This is a genomic window from Exiguobacterium sp. s183 (genome assembly GCF_018617655.1).
GTDB classification, from domain to species: domain Bacteria; phylum Bacillota; class Bacilli; order Exiguobacteriales; family Exiguobacteriaceae; genus Exiguobacterium; species Exiguobacterium aestuarii_A.
This window is the reverse complement of record NZ_JACSKN010000003.1, coordinates 114424-132975: the sequence shown is the minus strand read 5'-3', so window position 1 is coordinate 132975 and position 18552 is coordinate 114424. Positions and strand designations below refer to the sequence as shown.

Annotated in this window: 18 protein-coding genes and 1 other annotated feature; of the genes, 11 read left to right on the top strand and 7 right to left on the bottom strand. The window is 48.2% G+C overall.

Translation table 11 applies throughout. The annotated features are described in order from the left end of the window. The first annotated feature begins 25 nt into the window (after positions 1 to 25). Positions 26 to 248 (top strand) — a binding site (T-box leader). Positions 249 to 305: 57 nt separating this feature from the next. From KNP62_RS09025 to KNP62_RS09015, 3 genes are all read left to right on the top strand, one after another. Next, positions 306 to 2957 (top strand): valine--tRNA ligase, encoded by a 2652-nt coding sequence (locus tag KNP62_RS09025; protein WP_214785293.1) that lies wholly within the window; start codon positions 306 to 308, stop codon positions 2955 to 2957. A gap of 94 nt (positions 2958 to 3051) precedes the next feature. Continuing rightward, a complete protein-coding gene (locus KNP62_RS09020; protein WP_214785292.1) occupies positions 3052 to 3804 on the top strand; it encodes a hypothetical protein in 753 nt (250 codons plus the stop codon). An 82-nt stretch (positions 3805 to 3886) separates the two neighbouring features. Beyond that, the gene (locus KNP62_RS09015; RefSeq protein WP_214785291.1) at positions 3887 to 4642 is read left to right on the top strand and encodes a hypothetical protein; all 756 of its coding nucleotides are present in this window, start codon (positions 3887 to 3889) and stop codon (positions 4640 to 4642) included. A gap of 16 nt (positions 4643 to 4658) precedes the next feature. Here the strand turns inward: KNP62_RS09015 and KNP62_RS09010 are convergent, their stop codons facing one another. The 4 genes from KNP62_RS09010 to KNP62_RS08995 form a co-directional block, all read right to left on the bottom strand. After that, positions 4659 to 4835, bottom strand: a complete 177-nt coding sequence (locus tag KNP62_RS09010) for a hypothetical protein (RefSeq protein WP_214760521.1) — start codon at positions 4833 to 4835, stop codon at positions 4659 to 4661. Further along, positions 4832 to 5026, bottom strand: a complete 195-nt coding sequence (locus tag KNP62_RS09005) for a hypothetical protein (protein WP_214785290.1) — start codon at positions 5024 to 5026, stop codon at positions 4832 to 4834. Before KNP62_RS09005 ends, KNP62_RS09010 begins: the two co-directional genes overlap by 4 nt. Then, entirely contained in the window at positions 5023 to 5199 is a 177-nt protein-coding gene (locus KNP62_RS09000; RefSeq protein WP_158024788.1) for a hypothetical protein, read from the bottom strand. The genes KNP62_RS09005 and KNP62_RS09000 overlap by 4 nt, the downstream gene beginning before the upstream one ends. An 89-nt stretch (positions 5200 to 5288) precedes the next feature. Continuing rightward, positions 5289 to 6725: a protein adenylyltransferase SelO gene (locus tag KNP62_RS08995; protein WP_214785289.1), complete on the bottom strand. Its 1437-nt coding sequence runs from the start codon at positions 6723 to 6725 to the stop codon at positions 5289 to 5291. A gap of 109 nt (positions 6726 to 6834) precedes the next feature. Between KNP62_RS08995 and KNP62_RS08990 the strand changes: the two genes are divergently transcribed. Both KNP62_RS08990 and KNP62_RS08985 read left to right on the top strand, forming a co-directional pair. Further along, positions 6835 to 8049 carry a bifunctional folylpolyglutamate synthase/dihydrofolate synthase gene (locus tag KNP62_RS08990; RefSeq protein WP_214785288.1) on the top strand — a complete coding sequence of 405 codons (1215 nt, stop codon included), beginning with the start codon at positions 6835 to 6837 and terminating at the stop codon, positions 8047 to 8049. A gap of 575 nt (positions 8050 to 8624) precedes the next feature. Further along, positions 8625 to 9644 carry a hypothetical protein gene (locus KNP62_RS08985; RefSeq protein WP_214785287.1) on the top strand — a complete coding sequence of 340 codons (1020 nt, stop codon included), beginning with the start codon at positions 8625 to 8627 and terminating at the stop codon, positions 9642 to 9644. A gap of 45 nt (positions 9645 to 9689) precedes the next feature. Here the strand turns inward: KNP62_RS08985 and KNP62_RS08980 are convergent, their stop codons facing one another. Genes KNP62_RS08980 through KNP62_RS08970 form a run of 3 tightly spaced genes read right to left on the bottom strand, consistent with a single transcriptional unit; the run spans position 9690 to position 12295 of the window. Next, positions 9690 to 11327, bottom strand: a complete 1638-nt coding sequence (locus KNP62_RS08980) for a hypothetical protein (protein WP_214785286.1) — start codon at positions 11325 to 11327, stop codon at positions 9690 to 9692. Positions 11328 to 11343: 16 nt separating this feature from the next. After that, positions 11344 to 11904: a PilW family protein gene (locus tag KNP62_RS08975; RefSeq protein ID WP_214785285.1), complete on the bottom strand. Its 561-nt coding sequence runs from the start codon at positions 11902 to 11904 to the stop codon at positions 11344 to 11346. Then, positions 11846 to 12295: a prepilin-type N-terminal cleavage/methylation domain-containing protein gene (locus KNP62_RS08970; protein ID WP_214785284.1), complete on the bottom strand. Its 450-nt coding sequence runs from the start codon at positions 12293 to 12295 to the stop codon at positions 11846 to 11848. The genes KNP62_RS08975 and KNP62_RS08970 overlap by 59 nt, the downstream gene beginning before the upstream one ends. A 158-nt stretch (positions 12296 to 12453) precedes the next feature. Between KNP62_RS08970 and KNP62_RS08965 the strand changes: the two genes are divergently transcribed. The 6 genes from KNP62_RS08965 to KNP62_RS08940 all read left to right on the top strand — a co-directional run bounded on the left by KNP62_RS08965 (position 12454) and on the right by KNP62_RS08940 (position 18481). After that, positions 12454 to 13665, top strand: a complete 1212-nt coding sequence (locus tag KNP62_RS08965) for a G5 domain-containing protein (protein ID WP_214785283.1) — start codon at positions 12454 to 12456, stop codon at positions 13663 to 13665. Continuing rightward, complete coding sequence (locus KNP62_RS08960; protein WP_074032840.1) at positions 13662 to 13946, top strand: hypothetical protein; 285 nt, start codon at positions 13662 to 13664, stop codon at positions 13944 to 13946. The genes KNP62_RS08965 and KNP62_RS08960 overlap by 4 nt, the downstream gene beginning before the upstream one ends. Position 13947: 1 nt before the next feature. Further along, positions 13948 to 15618 carry a GspE/PulE family protein gene (locus KNP62_RS08955; RefSeq protein WP_214785282.1) on the top strand — a complete coding sequence of 557 codons (1671 nt, stop codon included), beginning with the start codon at positions 13948 to 13950 and terminating at the stop codon, positions 15616 to 15618. Then, positions 15611 to 16648: a type IV pilus twitching motility protein PilT gene (locus tag KNP62_RS08950; protein WP_214785281.1), complete on the top strand. Its 1038-nt coding sequence runs from the start codon at positions 15611 to 15613 to the stop codon at positions 16646 to 16648. Before KNP62_RS08955 ends, KNP62_RS08950 begins: the two co-directional genes overlap by 8 nt. A gap of 6 nt (positions 16649 to 16654) precedes the next feature. After that, positions 16655 to 17872, top strand: a complete 1218-nt coding sequence (locus KNP62_RS08945; protein ID WP_214785280.1) for a type II secretion system F family protein — start codon at positions 16655 to 16657, stop codon at positions 17870 to 17872. A 141-nt stretch (positions 17873 to 18013) separates the two neighbouring features. Then, a complete protein-coding gene (locus tag KNP62_RS08940; RefSeq protein ID WP_214785279.1) occupies positions 18014 to 18481 on the top strand; it encodes a prepilin-type N-terminal cleavage/methylation domain-containing protein in 468 nt (155 codons plus the stop codon). Positions 18482 to 18552: the final 71 nt, after the last annotated feature.

Here is an 18552-nt window from a genome sequence, read left to right as displayed (position 1 = left end):
CGCTACAATTATTTAACAGATATGATGAATTGCTTTGATGAGGAGTAGTACGCATCATCCATTCCTTTTTAGAGACGCGACCGCTTGGTGAAAGGTTGCGAGGGATGGACGCGGAAGTCGCCTCGGAGCTGACTTTCTGAATGGAGTAAGAAAGTTCGGTCCATCGACCGTTATTCGATTTTGAGGGCGCCACTTGTTGGCGAACTAAGGTGGTACCGCGGAAGATCACGGCTTCTTTCGTCCTTAGCGTATAGGACGAGAGAAGCCGTTTTTGTGTTCATTATTATATAGAGGAGGCGCCACACATGGCCCATGAGACAAACGAAATCACCATGCCGACGAAGTACGACCCAAGTGCGACGGAGTCAAAATGGTACGACTACTGGTTAGAAAATGATGTATTTAAAGCAGACGAGGACGATTCGAAACAACCGTACACGATCGTCATCCCACCACCGAACGTTACGGGGAAACTTCACCTCGGTCACGCTTGGGACACGACGCTCCAAGATTTGTTGACGCGTCTCAAGCGCATGCAAGGTTATGACGTGCTCTGGCTACCAGGGATGGACCATGCCGGCATCGCGACACAGGCGAAAGTCGAACAAAAGCTCCGCGAAGAAGGCGTCATGCGTTACGACCTCGGACGTGAGAAGTTCCTCGAGAAGACGTGGGAATGGAAAGACGAGTACGCGAAGACGATTCGCGACCAATGGTCTAAACTCGGCCTCGGCCTCGACTATTCACGTGAACGCTTCACACTCGATGAAGGGCTCTCAAAAGCCGTTCAAGAAGTATTCGTTCGCTTGTATGAAAAAGGTTTGATCTACCGTGGCGAATATATCGTCAACTGGGACCCGGCTCAAAAGACAGCCGTTTCGGATATCGAGGTTATTTATCAAGAAGTCGAGGGTGCGTTCTATCACATGAAGTATCCACTCGCTGACGGTTCAGGTCACATCGAAATCGCGACGACACGTCCAGAGACGATGCTCGGGGATACGGCGGTTGCCGTCAACCCGAAAGATGAGCGTTACACACACCTCATCGGCAAGACGATCATGCTTCCGGTCATGAACCGTGAGATTCCGATCGTTGCGGACGACTACGTCGACATGGAGTTCGGTACAGGTTGCGTGAAAATCACGCCAGCCCACGACCCGAATGACTTTGAAATTGGAAACCGTCACGAACTTCCACGTATCCTCGTCATGGACGAAGGCGGGAAGATGAACGAGAACGCGGGCATTTACGAAGGGCTCGATCGCTTCGAATGCCGCAAGCAACTCGTTAAAGACTTAGAGGCGGACGGCACACTCGTGAAGATTGAGCCACACACGCACTCGGTCGGTCACTCAGAGCGTTCAGGCGCAGTCATCGAGCCATACCTTTCGAAACAATGGTTCGTTGATATGGAGCCACTCTCAAAAGCGGCACTCGAAGCACAAGGAAACGACGACACGAAAGTCAACTTCGTCCCAGAACGCTTCGAAGGCACATACCTCCGTTGGATGGAGAACATCCGCGACTGGTGTATCAGCCGTCAACTTTGGTGGGGTCACCGCATCCCGGCTTGGTATCATAACGAGACAGGCGAAGTGTATGTAGGAAAAGAAGCACCGGCGGACAGTGAGAATTGGACACAAGACGAGGACGTCCTCGACACATGGTTCTCGTCAGCGCTCTGGCCGTTCTCAACGATGGGCTGGCCGGACACGGACGCACCGGACTTCAACCGTTACTTCCCGACGAGCGCACTCGTTACGGGATACGACATCATCTTCTTCTGGGTATCACGCATGATCTTCCAATCACTCGAGTTCACAGGGAAGCAACCGTTCAACGATGTCCTCATCCACGGTCTTATCCGTGACTCGGAAGGACGCAAGATGTCGAAATCACTCGGTAACGGCGTTGACCCGATGGAAGTCATCGACCAGTACGGAGCGGATTCACTCCGTTGGTTCCTCCTCACGGGTTCGACACCAGGGAACGACCTTCGTTTCTATTGGGAGAAGATCGAGTCGACATGGAACTTCTCGAACAAGATTTGGAACGCGAGCCGTTTCGCTCTCATGAACATGGACGGACTCAAAGTGGAAGAGATCGACCTCACGGGCGAGAAGACGCTTGCTGACAAGTGGATTTTGACACGCTTGAACGATACGATCGACCAAGTGACACGCCTCGTCGATAAGTACGAGTTCGGTGAAGCTGGACGTTACTTGTACAACTTCATCTGGGAAGAGTTCTGTAACTGGTACATCGAGATGGCGAAACTCACGCTCTACGGTGAGGACGAAGCCGCGAAGCACACGACACGTTCGGTCCTCGCGCATACGCTCGATTCAATCATGCGTCTCATGCACCCGTTCATGCCGTTCTTGACAGAAGAAATTTGGCAGCACTTACCGCACGAAGGCGATTCGATCGTTCGTGCAAGCTACCCAACGCGTCGTGACGACCTTCACTTCGCAGATTCGGTTCCAGCGTTTGACGCTGTGATGAACGTCATCCGCTCGGTTCGTAACATCCGTGCAGAAGTGAATGCACCGATGTCAAAACCGATCCAGCTCTTCATCTCGACGAGCGACGATGCGACACAAGGTCACTTGAGCGCGAACGAAATGACGATCGGCAAGTTCACGAACGCGACAGAGCTTGAAATCGGACGTGGCCTCACGGCTCCCGATAAGTCGATGTCCGCGATCATGACAGGAGCGGAGCTCTTCATCCCGCTGGCAGACCTCATCAATTTCGAAGAAGAAATCGCTCGTCTTGAAAAAGAAGTGGCGAAGTATGAGAAAGAAGTCGAGCGCGTACAGAAGAAACTCGGAAACCAAGGCTTCATCGCCAAGGCACCGGCTCACGTCATCGACGAAGAGAAAGCAAAAGAAAAAGATTACCTCGACAAGCGTGACGCGGTCCGCGCCCGTTTGGAAGAATTGCGTAAGTAAGACCATGACCTTCTTTAGAGATTAATTCTCTGAAGAAGGTTTTTTTGTGTTTTGGTAGAATTTGGAGAGGTAGACGTAGAAAAGGGGATATGAGATGAGACGAATCGGGGTAATGTGTGTTCTTGTATTGGGGCTGACTGGATGTACGACATCAGAAGAGACAGAGGACGGTACAGATATAGAGAAAATTGAAACGAGTGAAGAATCCCAAGCATCCACGAGTGAATGGGTGGGCACGCTCATTGAAGATGTACGAAAAGGCACCGAATCGCTATCAGATGCGGTGGTTCAGCAAATCACACTTCAATACAAGGACGGGTCAGAAGGACACCTTTCTAAAAACGATGTCATCTATGAGACGACAGTCGGAGACATCGGATTGATCGCGATTGGTCATCCGAACCAAACACCTTCCTTCGGGGTATATCACTATTCACGTGACAAGGAATGGGTCATGCACGGGATGAAGCATTTTGGGATTACTGACGCTTCTGATAAAAGACGTCACGACTTGGCGCTCCCACAAGATTTGATGTATACAATCGATAGTGAAATCGATGACGTGGAACGACCTGTAAAACTGTGGACATTATATGATGAGACGCAACTAGTCACCATTTTGATGACTGATGCATTCAGTGTGGGCGACGGTGAGTGGATCAATCGTCAGGAGGATGGAGTGGAGTATTATCGATTGAATCAGCCGAGCGGCAATGGAATCTACTTCATCAGTCAAGACAAACTGATTCTTGTAACAGGAAATGTCTCGGAAGAGGAGTTGTTGAAGCTAGCTGATTCTCTACCGGAACCTTCATCTGTGTCGTTTCCTTTTGATGATGCAGAATAAAGATTCTTCATGTACAAAAGAGATGTTGGATCGATGCTTTGGAGAAAGTAAACATTATGAATCATTGTAGAGGGGATATGAAATGAAACGAATCGGGGTAATCTGTGTTCTTGTGTTGGGACTAGCGGGGTGTATGGCACCAAAAGAGACGAAGTCTGTGGAGACGGTTGAGGTGAAAAAAGTAGAGCAAGTGGAAGGAATCGATGAATCACAATTTCCCGACGCAGAAGTGACAGGGACGATGATTGCCGAAGTACCACCAGGGACAGAAAAGGTCTCTGACGCAGTCGTGGCACAAATCACCCTTCAATATGAAGATGGCTCAACAAAACAGTTGTCGAAGGATCACATTTTAACGGAGACGATGGTCGGAGGAATCGGTTTAGTTGCGATGACCGTTCCTGACCGTGCGAACCCGTTTGGCGTATTCATTCATGATGAAAAGAAAGGATGGGCGCAACGCGGGATGCAACGCTTCGGGGTACCCGATACGTCCAGTGCGTCTACTCAGGGATTAAATCTTCCAGTCAAAGAGATGGAAGTCATCAGCTCTGACTATTCAGTTAACGATTGGCCGGTGAAGCTTTGGACGTTATACGATGAGACACACCTCATCAGTATTATTGCGACGGACGATTTCACTGAAATCGAAGGGGAGATATCGGATCAGCCAAAACTATACATAATGGAGCAAGCATACGGGAACGGCTTATATTACTTATCTCAAGGTAAGCTGATCATCATAACGGGAAATATCTCGGAAGAGGAGTTGTTGAAGCTAGCTGATTCTCTACCGGAACCTTCATCAGGATCATTTCCTTTTCAGGATTCAGAATAATATCAAGGCCCGAGCGTCAAGAGCGACGTTCGGGTCTTGTTTGTACGAGCCACCAGACGATGACTCCAATCCCCAATAGCATCGGGAGTTGAGTATACAGTGGGGTGGTGAAACCGATTCGAAACAGGTGGACGATATACGTGGAATATAGAGTCGCACCAATAACCAAGAGAGCGATATAGATGCGTTTCATGCCTCTTCCTCTTCACTCCAAAACGGCACACGGCCTGTTGTGACGTAGTATGAAGACGTGAAAAGAAGACCAATCGCCACACCGGTCAATTGTGGCTGAATCGGTTGATCGACTAAAGTTAAATAAAGACTATACACTACATAAGATGCTGAAGTGGTGATGAGGATCATCAATGGGATCAGCTTTTTCATTTTGTGTCACTCCATTCCGACTCATTCAGATGTTTCATGTACTGGACGAACGACACGCTCAAGAAAAAGACCGGCATCGCCCAAACGATATTGCTTAAGTATGGGGCTTGCCAAAGTTCGAGTGCGAGTAAACAGGCAAATCCTAATGAGACGAGTGAGGTGAGTAAGCGCATATATAAGTACCTCCATTTTGGAATACCTTATCCTACGTTAAAAGATTGGAAAATGATTCAAAAAAACCATCTCGCGAATGCGAAATGGTTCATGTGCCACAAAACGTCTGGTAGGGATACGTCCGAGTTGGACCTGCCGATACGTATTTAGATGGTTGGTCGTAGTTATAAGGATCACGTAAAATCGTGAGTAGCGCCTCGGTCGGACCGAAGTCACCCCGTTCTGCTGCTTGGATTGCTTTTTCGACGTGATGATTTCGAGGAATGACGGCCGGGTTGTATTGGCGCATGATTCGACTTACGTCCTCGTCTGGTAGACCTTGTTCGCTTAGGCGTTTTTGCCAAGCATCGATCCATGCCTTCCCATCTTCCCGAGTTGCAAATGAAAGCGAATCGATTTCACCGAGCGTCAACGAGCGGAACGTATTCGTATAATCTGCTTCTGTCTCCATCATCAAGCGGAGCAGTTCATCGGTTAGTGCATCGTCACCGTCTTTTCGGACGTATATGCCGATCTTATGCGCGAGTCCGGTAAAGTAGGCTTCTTTATACAACTCCGTATAGCGGGTGAGTTGTTTGTTCGCCACATCGACCGCTTCTTCTTTCGTCTCACCAAGAAGCGGCAGCAATGTCTCTGCGAGTCGGGCAAGGTTCCAAGACCCGATGTACGGTTGATTTCCGTAGGCATAGCGTCCTTCCCGGTCGATCGAACTGAAGACCGTCTCCGGATGATAAGTATCCATAAATGCGCACGGTCCGTAATCGAGACATTCTCCACTGATGAACATATTGTCCGTATTCATCACCCCGTGAATGAACCCGACGAGTTGCCAGTTAGCGATGAGTCTCGCCTGTCTTTCGACGACGCGTCCGAGAAACTGTTCGTAGCGATCGGGTGCATCAATCAAGTCAGGGTCGTGACGTTTGATTGCAAACTCCGCGAGCGCGATGACGTCATCGATGGAGCCGGCACCTGCCGCGAATTGGAACGTCCCGACACGCAAATGACTCGAGGCGACCCGGGTCAGGATAGCTCCGTGCTTTGGACCTTGACGCATGATGGCTTCCCCGGACTGCACGACAGCGAGTGCACGGTTCGTCGGGATGCCGAGAGCATGCATCGCCTCACTGATGATAAATTCCCGTACCATCGGCCCGAGGGCGGCCCGTCCGTCGCCACCTCTAGAGTACTCCGTCGGTCCGGAACCTTTGAGCTGTACATCGACACGCTTCCCGTTCGGAGTCACGTGTTCCCCAAGCATGAGGGCCCGTCCGTCCCCGAGCATCGTCAAGTTACCGAATTGATGTCCGGCGTAGGCTTGCGAGAACGACGTCTCGGTTTGACGATTACCGGCAAGTAAATCGATGTCTTGTTTAAGTGTTTCTGCATCAAGTCCGAGCGAAGCGGCTAATGGATCGTTAAACAAGACGAGTGTCGGATTGTCGACCGGATGGATGGGTCCACGGTCGTAAAAAATGTCACGCAGTTCGAGATACGTCGCCTCGAAGTTCCAGTCAGTTGTCATGGCGCATGCCTCCTTCTTCGCTTCGAGTATAGCACAGACTGTTTTCCATAACGGCTGTCGTGAATTTTGATAAGATGAAACAGAAGTGTAAACAGTAGGAGTGTGGAAGATGAAGACGAGACAAGATGTATTTGATTGGTTGAGTGGACAGCTTCGCTTCGGTATCAAACCGGGTCTTGAGCGGATGAACTGGATGATTGAGCAGTTAGGATTAGAAGAACGTCCATCCATTCATGTGGCAGGGACGAACGGAAAAGGGTCGACCGTTGCATTTTTACGGGCGATGGCGATGGAGAATGGATTATCCGTCGGAACGTTCACGTCGCCTTATATCATTCAGTTCGAGGAACGGATTATGTTGAACGGGGAACCGATTCAAGAAGACGCGCTCGTCGACGTGGCGAACCGTGTCAAAGCGTGTGCGGACAAATCACCAGAGACGCTGACGGAGTTTGAACTGTTGACGATGATGGCATGGTGCTATTTTGACGACACACGCCCTGATGTGATCATTTGGGAAGTCGGTCTCGGGGGACGACTGGACTCGACGAACGTGTTGACACATCCACTTGCGACCGTCGTGACTTCGATTGGACATGATCATCAAGGGATTCTCGGCGATACGCTTGAAGAGATTGCGATGGAGAAGTACGGCATCATGAAGCGTGACGTGCCGATGTTCCATAGTGTCGGTGAGGAAAAGTTGATTGAACTGTTGCTTCAAAAAGGAGAAGACGTAGGCGCTTCGATTCATGATGTACGAACACTTGTGACAGAAATCGAGGACGGGGCTGAGACGATTGTGACGTATGAAGGTATGACACCTGTCGTGCTCGGATTGACGGGCCATCATCAAGCCTATAACGGAGCATGTGCCGTAGCGGTAGCGCGTCATCTCGGCTGGAAAGAAGAGGCGATTCGTTCGGGTCTTGAGCGGGCACAACATCCGGGGCGATATGAACTCGTCTCCAAACGACCACGAGTGATTTTGGACGGGGCGCATAACCAGGAAGGGATCGAGGCGTTGGTCCTTCAAGCCAAACAAGAACGAGACGTGACAGTCCTGACGGCGATTTTGGCGGACAAGGACCGTGACACGATGATTCACGCCCTTCAAGGGATTGGCGACGTGTATGAGACGACGTTTGATTTTCCACGTGCGAGAACGAAAGAGCAGCTTATAAAAGATGGAGCACGCTTCGTTGAATGGAAAGAATGGCTAAACGATTGGATGGAAGCGCCGACGAGTAAGACGTTGATTGTGACCGGGTCTCTTTATTTCATTAGTGAAGTAAGAACTCATTTCCAAAGTTTGAAAAAATGAACTTGTTAATTGGGATTGGAAAGGGTATGAATTAACTGAAGAAGTGTGACGACAAACCGACTGGAGGACTTTCCATGTTCAAGCATCCGAGATCCAAGTACGGCCTGATCATATTGATTGCGACAGTATTCATCCTTTCCATTTACTCCTCAACGTTTGCTAAGAAAGATAGCGATTATCCGATAACGACACCAGTTAATGGTGAAGTCATTCGAACGATATCTCCAGACGAAGATTGGGTGCAATCAATCTTTACGTTGACGTATACCTTTGACCTCCAAAAAATTCTAAATGAAGTGAAAGGCCGTCCTAGTCTAAATTCCTATGAACTAATCAAATGGAATGCGGAAATTGTGGAGAAGATTCCTAAGGAGTTTACGGTACCTGATAATAAAGACTTACCTGAAGGTTTTGCTTTCAATAAAGAGACGCGAGAGTTAACAGGAAAGTTTTCGCTAGAATGTATGAAGGAGAAGGGGAAGAATGATAATAAATGTAACAAAGTACTGAATAAAAACTCACTGATATCTGAATTCTCCATTCCTTTAACCGCGACAACACCTGGAATATTTACATTGAATTCAGGTAAGTTTGCGTATACCTTTTATGCGGAGCATTCTGGACAAGGTACAACGAAGCATGATCGTGACATAAATGGCAGTCCAGGAACGTTATCATCTCAAATCGTTACGGTGAAAGGAACGACTTTAACCATTCCGAAGACGTTGACGTTGTATATAGGAGAAGGGGCTAATACGAACGTAGACGCCACGGGCAACATCGATTCCTCTAAGCTAAAATGGGAAAGCGACAACGATAACATTATCGGGCTGAAATCAAATGGGGCTAATGTTGCGATTTCTCCTAAAACAGTAGGGGAGACGACAATTCGAGCGACATATACGTATCCGAATGGTCATGTCGTTAAGTCGAATGATTTAAAAGTGATTGTCAAGTTGCCAAATCTCGCATTGAACCCGAAACCGAATGAACTATGGGTATATCAAGATGCGCAAGGTACACTCATCAAACAATCTGCGAGTATTACTTTAGACCAGACGAAATTAGATGGGTCTAAGTTGACTGGACCACTAGGAGTTGACTGGACGTCCTCATCTACTGCATTGTCTGTCTCTGAAACTGGAGCAAACGTTGCAACGGTTCGTGCCGAACATGGGAGCGAGGGTGGCGTCACAATACTTGGTAAACTTACAGATTATCCAGGGCAATCTAAAAGCACGTTGATTGACGTCAAAGAATACCCGCAGTTGATTTCGACGCCGAACGTCATCCTTTACATGAGTGACAGCCCATATTCGTACAGTAGACAAATCACCTTCTATCCAGATACGGCAAACGTCACGGGCTATGGATTGAAGGTATTGGAAGGAACAGATGTGCTAACGGTCGAACGGGGAGAACTCAAACTGTTGAAACCAGGGCTTGCGAAAGTGGGGCTCGTTACACAAGATGTCAGTGCTTCATTCCCGAACGGTGGGGGGCCAAAACCAATCTCTCAATATTTCTACGTCCAAGTGAAAGATGGCACAGATCCAAACCCTGGTGTCGATACACCGGCGGGTGATTTTTACTAAGTATACGAAAAAGAAGCCGATTTGATGTCGGCTTCTTTTTTATGTTCATTGTTTGACCGGGCGTGCCGTGAATAGCTGAAGCTGGTTGGAAACAGGTAACGTATTGATTTGTTCAAACACGCCTTCGTTATACGTCATGATCAGGCGAGATTCTTCAATATTGTCGGTCTGAGTCTGGTTATCTGTTGCGAAGTGAGCTTCTTTTGCACTTTGGGGTGGTAATAGGAACCTCCCCCGTAACGTATTAATTTCTAGTGGACCACGACTATAAAGACCACCTTTTATATTGATGAGTGAGCCAACCGCATATAGTTTACTCTTCTCCTCTGAGTCACTATATAAAAATGCTTGAAGCGGTGTCGTCGTGCGTTCAAATTCATTGATTCGATTCAATAGTACTTTCCCTTTCGCCAAGAGGACGAGGGAACTGTTTTGCGACTGACTGACACCTGTAATTGTGGCACGGTCGATAAAGGCATCTTTTAAAGCATATACGGTCGTATTGAATGCAACATTTCCTCGAATCGTGAGGTTTCCATTCACAATAAGTGGTCGACTGATTGTGATTGGACGTACCGCCTCGATGATCACGTCCCCATCAAATAAGAGTGGCACGTTAGAGCTCGCGACCGATTCACTAATAATGGTTGAAGCGGCGACGGGTGAAGTGATGATTTTCAGAGAATCAATCCCATCAATCTGCTGCTTGTCGATATATTCAGTCAAGCCGAGGTTGGGCTGCTCCAAGTAAGGAGGACTTGAGATTGCTGGTATTCGTCCGCTATTAAAAATGGAAGTACCCGGCGCATTCTCGTAGCTCAGCTTTGTACCTGATTGAAAACGGTTGACGTATTGGATAATCGAATAGTCGAAATTGAATGGTGAGAAGGATGAATCAATCTCACCAATCTGTGGTTTTTCTCCTGCAATCGGTGTCGTGTCACTCGTGAAATATTCGTTTAAGTCGCAACCTTCACAAGTCGCTCCAGGTGCTAAATCGATTTTTCCGTCCAAATAAAATCGACTCGTCGAACTATTTTCAAGTGATTTCTTTGTTGAACCTAGTTGGTAGAATGCGGTTCGTTGAACGTTTAATTCATCCGTCGAGGCATCACTGTTTCCGACAAAGATGTTTCCTGTGATTTTAGGTGGACCATTGACTGTCAGCTGTTCGTCAGACCCGAGAACGTAATACAAAAAAGATGGCAGGGCGGTCACATATACTTCTTGTGTATACGTAGCCGTTTGTTTTGGTTGCTCGGCTTTTGGGACGGTTGTTCCCGTTGCTGTCAGTGTGAGTACAGTCGTGAATGGGGCATCGGTTCGATCTGCAGTAGAGCGTTCAATCGAATAGACGACATCGTTATCTCCGGACAATTGGTTTCCGGTATATGATTGATTACTCACGAGTAACGAATTGATTTCGTCTTGAAAGGCTTGCTCCGATTTCATGTAATTGGGTACATCCGCTTCATCGTGAATCGGAAATGTTGTCTTTAAATCAGCAACTAGCAAATTTAATGTACTTTTGACATCGGCATCGAGTTGTGTCTCGTCGACGCGAATGATGGTCTGCTTATTTGTCGCCAAATTGACTTGGATGGCAGCAAGTGACAAGACGGCTAATGCCGCCATGGTCACGAGGACAAGAATGAGGACGTAACCTCGTTCATCTTGCTTCATAGGTACAAACTCCTTTTCAGAATGGGATGGCACTCTTGAATGTCTTCGTCTCAGATGGATCATTGGCTGGAGATAGTGTGATTGTCAGTTCAATCAAGCCAGACTTATAGTAGGATGGCTGATTGACTCTCGCTTCGACTGCACCGTCAACAATCGAAATGTCCATCGATTGAAGGACAACATCATTCGAAGAAGAGGAGAAGGAAGCAGCGGATAATGTCTTGCCGGTATCGATATAGCCGCTTTCACGATACAAAATCCCATTCGCCGATACTTTCGGGTCATTTAAGACGTGAAACGTATAGACCCCATTACTTTCAGACATCGCATCAAATTTCGTTTGATTCAAATCCTGCATGACCGAGGCAATCAGATAGTCTGCTTCTGCACGAAGTGAACTCGAATCATTCGTCAAACGAAAGCCGAGGGTACCGGATAAAAATACCGTGATGATGATTCCAGCGAAGATGGTGGAAATAACGAGCGCCAACAACAATTCAACGAGTGTGACACCTTCTTCAGAGCGTTGTAGCTTCAGGATTGCTCGTTTCAGGGAACTTTTCATGAAGACTTGCATCGGTCACGACTCCTTTCAATGTGATTGGTTGGAGCAACGTATCGGAGTCGACAATGATTGTCACGTCCATGACGTTCGAAGAAGTTTGAATAGAATCAATGTCAATCGAATAATCACGACCGTTGATTGTGGCCGAACATAAATCACATATGCCATTCACATCTGTCTTCAATGCATCAATGGAAAATGCGGTGTCGATTTCCTTCGAACGACGTTCAATCGTATGTAACGTGTTTTGCGCAATTTGATTTGCGACAGTTCGATCTAAGTCAGAAGAGGTAATTTGAAGACTTTGCGAGAAGATACTCATCATGGCTCCTGCCAAGATGGAGACGACGACAATCGAGACGAGCACTTCAACGAGCGTAAATCCTTTTTCGTTATGCGACAAAACGTTGACCTCCTATTCAAAAAAAGTGAAACAATCGGTAAATAACGTATGGAATAATGAATAAATTGTTATTTTTTGTACAATACATATTATACTAAAGTTATACACTGAACGGATACATAGAATAGTAGACATATAAGACATAGGGGGATTTTTACATGAAGCGGTATGGGATGCATCTTTTCATTTTGATCGGACTCGTCGCACTCGTGACATTGCCGACCATCGGACTCGTCAATTACTTAGATGCGTCCGCCGAGTCAAGCGCTACATATACAGAAACAACGCTCGCCGGTGTAGACGTTTCTGAGATGACGAAGGAAGAAGCTGACGTCCGTCTCGATAACGCCATTAAAGATTTTAATACGTTGCCGTTTTCGGTCAATTTGATGGACGGAACCATCATCGAGATTGGAAAAGAGGTCGTGACATTCGATGTGCCGAATACACTTGATTCCATCACCGAGGCGGGAGATTATCCATTGTTGGCTACAGTCGATGAAACAAAAGTCGAGCCATACCTTGATGGACAACCGGTGACGATGACGATGATTGCACCGGTATTGATGGATGCGGCATCGATGCTCGAGTCGACGGTCACTTTAGAACAAGTCGCGGCGGAAAGTGAAGTTGTCGCTTCATTCACCGTGAGTCCGACTCCGGCGATGCAGTCGACGCTCGACCGAATGAACGGATTCGAGATGGCAGCAGGGGATATCTTCAGCCTCAAATCATTCGGCGAAGACTTTGAGGCACTCACGACACTCGGTTCTTCGTTCTATCGCATGTTTGCCGCCACGCCGTTCGCCATTCTCGAACGTGTGCCACACGAGACACTTCTATCTGGAATGGAACTTGGATATGACACGAAAGTGGATGCCCGATCAAACTTTGCGGTGCAAAACCGTGAAGAGTCGTCATACGCCATTCTCGTCTTGAATGAAGGGAATGCCGTGACCGTCCAATTACTAGGTCAACCGTTTGATTCGGCTTACGAGGCGCGAGTGGAAGAAGTGACGTCGGTTCCTTATCAAAAAGTCGTCCGTTTTTCTTCATCGCTTCCTTCAGGCAGTTCATCTGTCACACAGTCCGGACAAACGGGCCAGTCAGGGAAGTTGTATCGTGTCAAAGTGACGGAAGAAGGAGAAACGATGGAATTGCTCGGATTTGATTTTTATGCCCCGACACCGGAAATCGTGACGAAGAGCTCGGTTCCACTTCCGCCACCTGAACCGGTCGAACCGGTCATTCCAACATTCCCGGATGAAGAGGTGGAAGAAGACCCGACTTTTGACGATGAACTAAATGACAACTTTGAAGAACCGCCCGTATTTGAAGAAGACCCTGCAGATCAGGAGGCAGTCGGATGATTGGTTATATGATTTTACTTGGTTTTTGGGTATTGGCCACATTGACGTTGTTCGCCTTGTCTGTCCCATCAATGAAAAAACGTGAGACGAAACTGCTCATCAGTGTATGGACAGCACTTCTTTCAGCAGGAATTTACTACATGGTGACGGAGTCGTTGACGCAAGCATGGTGGGCGTGGTTCCTACTCGTTGTCATATTGATTGGTGGAGTGACGGCTAGTACTTTCGTCGAAGAGAGGGAAGTCGAGCAAGAGGAGGCTCCTCAAAGGATGGTGAAGTAACGTGAGACGAACGAAACGAAGACTCGGCGAGATGCTCATCGAGGCCGGACTCATTACGACGAGTCAGCTCGATGAAGCGCTCGAACAAAAACGACCAGGTGAAAAGCTGGGGGATACACTCATTCGGTTGAACCACATTACCGAAACGCAATTGATTCAGATGATTCATGAACAACTGCATGTGCCGATTATCGAGCTGTATGCTCAGGATATCAACGTGACGGTCACGAAGCTCGTGCCGAAAGCATTGGCACAAAAACATGACGTCATGCCATATCAATTGATTGGAAACACGCTTCATATTGCGACTGCCGATCCGCTCGATTTGATTGCGATTGATGATGTCCGTCTGCAGACCGGGATGAATATCGAGATTGGTATTTCGACACGTGAACAGATTCGGAAGACGATCAGTCGTTATTATGAGATGGATCAGTCGCTCGTCGAGATTTTAAAAGAAGATGCACCGGAGATGGATCAACAAGAAACGATGAATCGGGACGATGCACCAATCATTCGCCTCGTGAACCAAATCTTTTTAAGCGCAATCGATCAACGAGCTTCGGATATCCATTTCGACCCACATGAAAAACAACTTCATGTCCGGTTTCGGATTGATGGAGATTTGCGTACGGAAACGATTTATCCGAAGAAAATTCAAAGTGTCATGCTGACGCGCCTTAAAGTCATGAGTAACCTCGACATCACGGAAAGTCGTCTTCCGCAAGACGGACGGATCAAGTATACGTTACGCAATCGCGCCTATGACTTCCGTGTGTCGACACTCCCAACGATGTACGGGGAGAAGATTGTTATTCGAGTGCTTGACTCGTCGCAAGGGCTAACAGATTTGACGAAACTAGGATTCGGGGAACGAAACGAGCAAGCATATCGTGAAATGCTCAAACGTCCGAACGGCATTATTCTCATTACCGGTCCGACCGGTTCAGGGAAGTCGTCGACTCTCTATGCCTCACTAGTAGAGTTGAATGACGAGACGAAAAACATCATTACGGTAGAAGACCCGGTCGAGTATCAGCTCGATGGCATCAACCAAGTTCAGGTCAACTCCAAAGTCGGTTTGACGTTCGCATCCGGTCTTCGTTCGATTCTACGACAAGACCCGAACATCGTCATGGTCGGGGAGATTCGTGACACCGAAACAGCCGAGATTGCCATTCGGGCCTCACTTACGGGCCACCTCGTCCTATCGACACTACATACAAACTCGGCCATCAGTTCCATCACCCGTCTCGTCGACATGGGGGTCGAACCGTTCCTCGTCGCCGCTTCGACGACCGGGCTCGTCGCGCAACGTCTCGTACGACGCGTCTGTCGTGACTGTGGTCAGGCAGAGCCGGTCTCGAAAAGTGAACAACGTCTCTTCGAGGCAGAAGGCATTCACATCGACCGAATTGTTCGTGGAAAAGGATGTTCTTCATGCAACTCGACAGGATACCGAGGGCGTCTCGCCATCCATGAAGTAATTCCAATTAACGAAGGATTACGACGGATGATCATGAACCAGGCGACCGAGTCTGAGATGGTGGAATATGCGAAGTCACAAGGGGCGACGTTCTTATTAGCTGACGGGCTAGAAAAAGTTGCAGCCGGATTGACAACGACGGAAGAAATATTACGAACGGTCATTACGGAGAGTGCTTATGATTAATCAATCGATTGAAGTCATCTTGACGAATGCGGTCGAGCGACGCGCCTCAGACATTCATTTGACGGCGGGTTCTCCACCAATCATCCGGGTGGATGGGAGTTTGATCACGATGGGCGAGGAGAAAGTATTGCCTCAACATCTTGAAGGATACTTAAAAGAAATTATGACGGAAGACATGCGGGAACGCCTCGAACATGAGCGTGATCTCGACTTCTCGTTCGGGGTGCCACGTGTCTCACGCTTCCGTGTCAACGCCTATTATCAGCGGGGAACGATTGCGATCGCATTTCGTTCCATTTCCGGGGAAATCCCAACATTAAATGAACTCAACTTGCCGACAGTGTTGAAGCGATTAATTGAGAAGCCGCATGGTCTTATCCTCGTGACGGGGCCGACCGGTTCTGGGAAATCGACGACACTTGCGGCGATGATCCACGAGATCAACCGGACGCAACGGAAGCGAATCATCACGTTAGAAGATCCGATTGAGTATTTACATTCACACGACCAAAGCATCGTCGACCAACGTGAAATCGGCTCGGACGTCATGAAGTTCGTGAGCGGTCTACGAGCTGCTTTACGACAAGACCCGGACGTCATTTTGCTCGGGGAGATGCGTGACTTAGAAACGATTTCGACGGCGATGACAGCAGCCGAGACGGGGCACCTCGTCATGGCGACGCTCCATACGTCGAGTGCGATGTCGACCGTGAGCCGAATCATCGATGCGTTCCCTTCCGAGCAGCAAGATCAAATCCGGACGCAGCTCGCGAACGTCTTGCTCGGCGTCGTCAGTCAACGGCTGTTCCCACGGATCGACGTGCCAAAAGGCCGTGTCGCCGCCATGGAGATCATGTTAGGGAACCCGGCTGTCGCCAACTTGATTCGAAATGAAAAAGAGTTCCAGCTTCCGACCGTCATCCAGACGAGTCGCCAGCATGGCATGCAGTCGATGGATGCCGCGATTGAACAGCTCGTACGGCAAGGGATCATCAATCCGAACGCCGTCCCGACAGAAGAGATGAGGTGATGAGTGATGGCGATATTTCAGTATGAAGGAAAGCTCCTGAACGGGAAGCGCAAGAAGGGTCGCATCACGGCCGTCTCGCTTCGGGAGGCAAAAGATAAGTTACGCCAAGAATCGATTCTCGTGACGGACTTGTCCGAACTCGAGTCGACCGGACTAAACAAAGAGGTCAACATCCTACCGGAACGGGTCAAGATCGAACATCTGATCATGTATGTCAGGCAGTTCGCGACGCTCATCCGGGCGGGGGTGCCGATTGTCCGCGCAACATCTATCTTGCGGGTACAGACCGAATCAAAAGTCTTGAAGAAGACGCTCAGTCAAGTCGAGGACGACTTGAAAGAAGGGATTGCCTATTCCGAGGCGATCAAAAAGCATCCACGCGTCTTTTCGAACTTCTTCAGTTCGATGGCACTTGCCGGTGAGACGAGCGGGAACTTGGAGGAGGCGCTTGACCAGATTGGGCTCCAACTCCAGAAACAGTATGATGTGAAGCGGAAAGTCATCTCTGCCCTTACGTATCCGTTGGTCGTTTCGATTGTCGCCATCGGCGTTGTCGCATTCTTGATGGTGAACGTCGTTCCGACGTTCGCAAGCATATTTGGTCAACTCGGAGGTGAGCTCCCGCTCATCACGAGAATCGTCGTGGCCGTTTCAGACTTTATCGCGGCGTTCTGGTGGCTCTTACTCGCCATCGCCATACTCGGGGTGTTTGTGTTCACCTGGATGTTGAAGCGGGATCGAGAACGATTTGTCATCGATCGCTTGCTGCTCAAGATGCCGATTTTCGGACCGATTGTTACGAAGTCGCAAATCGCGCTACTGACGCGAAGTCTAGCCGTCCTGTTACAGGCGGCGGTTCCGATTTTGACAGCCATTGAGATTACAGAACGTATCGTGTCGAACCGCGTCATTCGAAAAGGATTGACGGAAGCACGTGAAATGATGGCACAAGGGATTCCGCTCCACGAGCCGCTCATGCGTAACTCGAACTTTCCGCCGCTCATGACGCAAATGATTGCGGTCGGGGAAGAAAGTGGGGATTTGGACTCGATGTTAAACGAAGTCGCCGAGTTTTATGAGACAGAGGTCGAGACGACGACGGATCGACTCAAGTCGATCATCGAGCCACTTCTCATCGTTGTCCTAGCGAGCGTCGTTGGGGTGATCGTCATCTCGATCGTCGTTCCGATGTTCCAAATCTATGGCGATATTCAAAATCAGTAAACGGAATATGCAAACTTTTGAAAATATACCTTTTCAATACTATATTTAGAAGGTATAGTAAAATTGTTCTACTTTTATATTAGGTCTTTCGTAATGAATCTAGCTTACATGCAGCACAACACACAAAGGGGAGAATGAATCATGGTAGAGAAGTTGAAAATGATTTGGCAAGATGCCAAACAATTAAAAGATGAGCGTGGACTCACACTCGTCGAGTTGCTCGTCGTCGTTGTTATTTTAGGAATTATCGCAGCTATCGCGGTCGTTGCGATTGGTGGGATTATCGAGAACTCGAAGAAGGATGCAATGGTTGCCGATGCGAAACAGATGGTAAGTGCGGCGAAATTGCATACTGCATCAAACCCTGGCGCGAGTAATCTTGACTTTACAACTGGCGAAGGCGCGAAATATATTTCCGGTTTGAAAGATCCATTTGATAAAACTGGTTCAGACTCTTATTCGGTAGCTTCAGTAGCTATTACCGAATCAGAAGGAAAATACAGTTATGCCGTCACTTTAACTAGCGAAGAACCAAAATATAATTTTAAAGCATCTCAAGAATCGAATTTAAACAAAACAGAATTAGAAAAAGAAAAAGACGAAGACTAATATTTTTCTCCGGCTGGCGCTGGGCACTCGCTCAGCCTAGCCGGTTTTCTGTTTTTGGCATACACTGACAA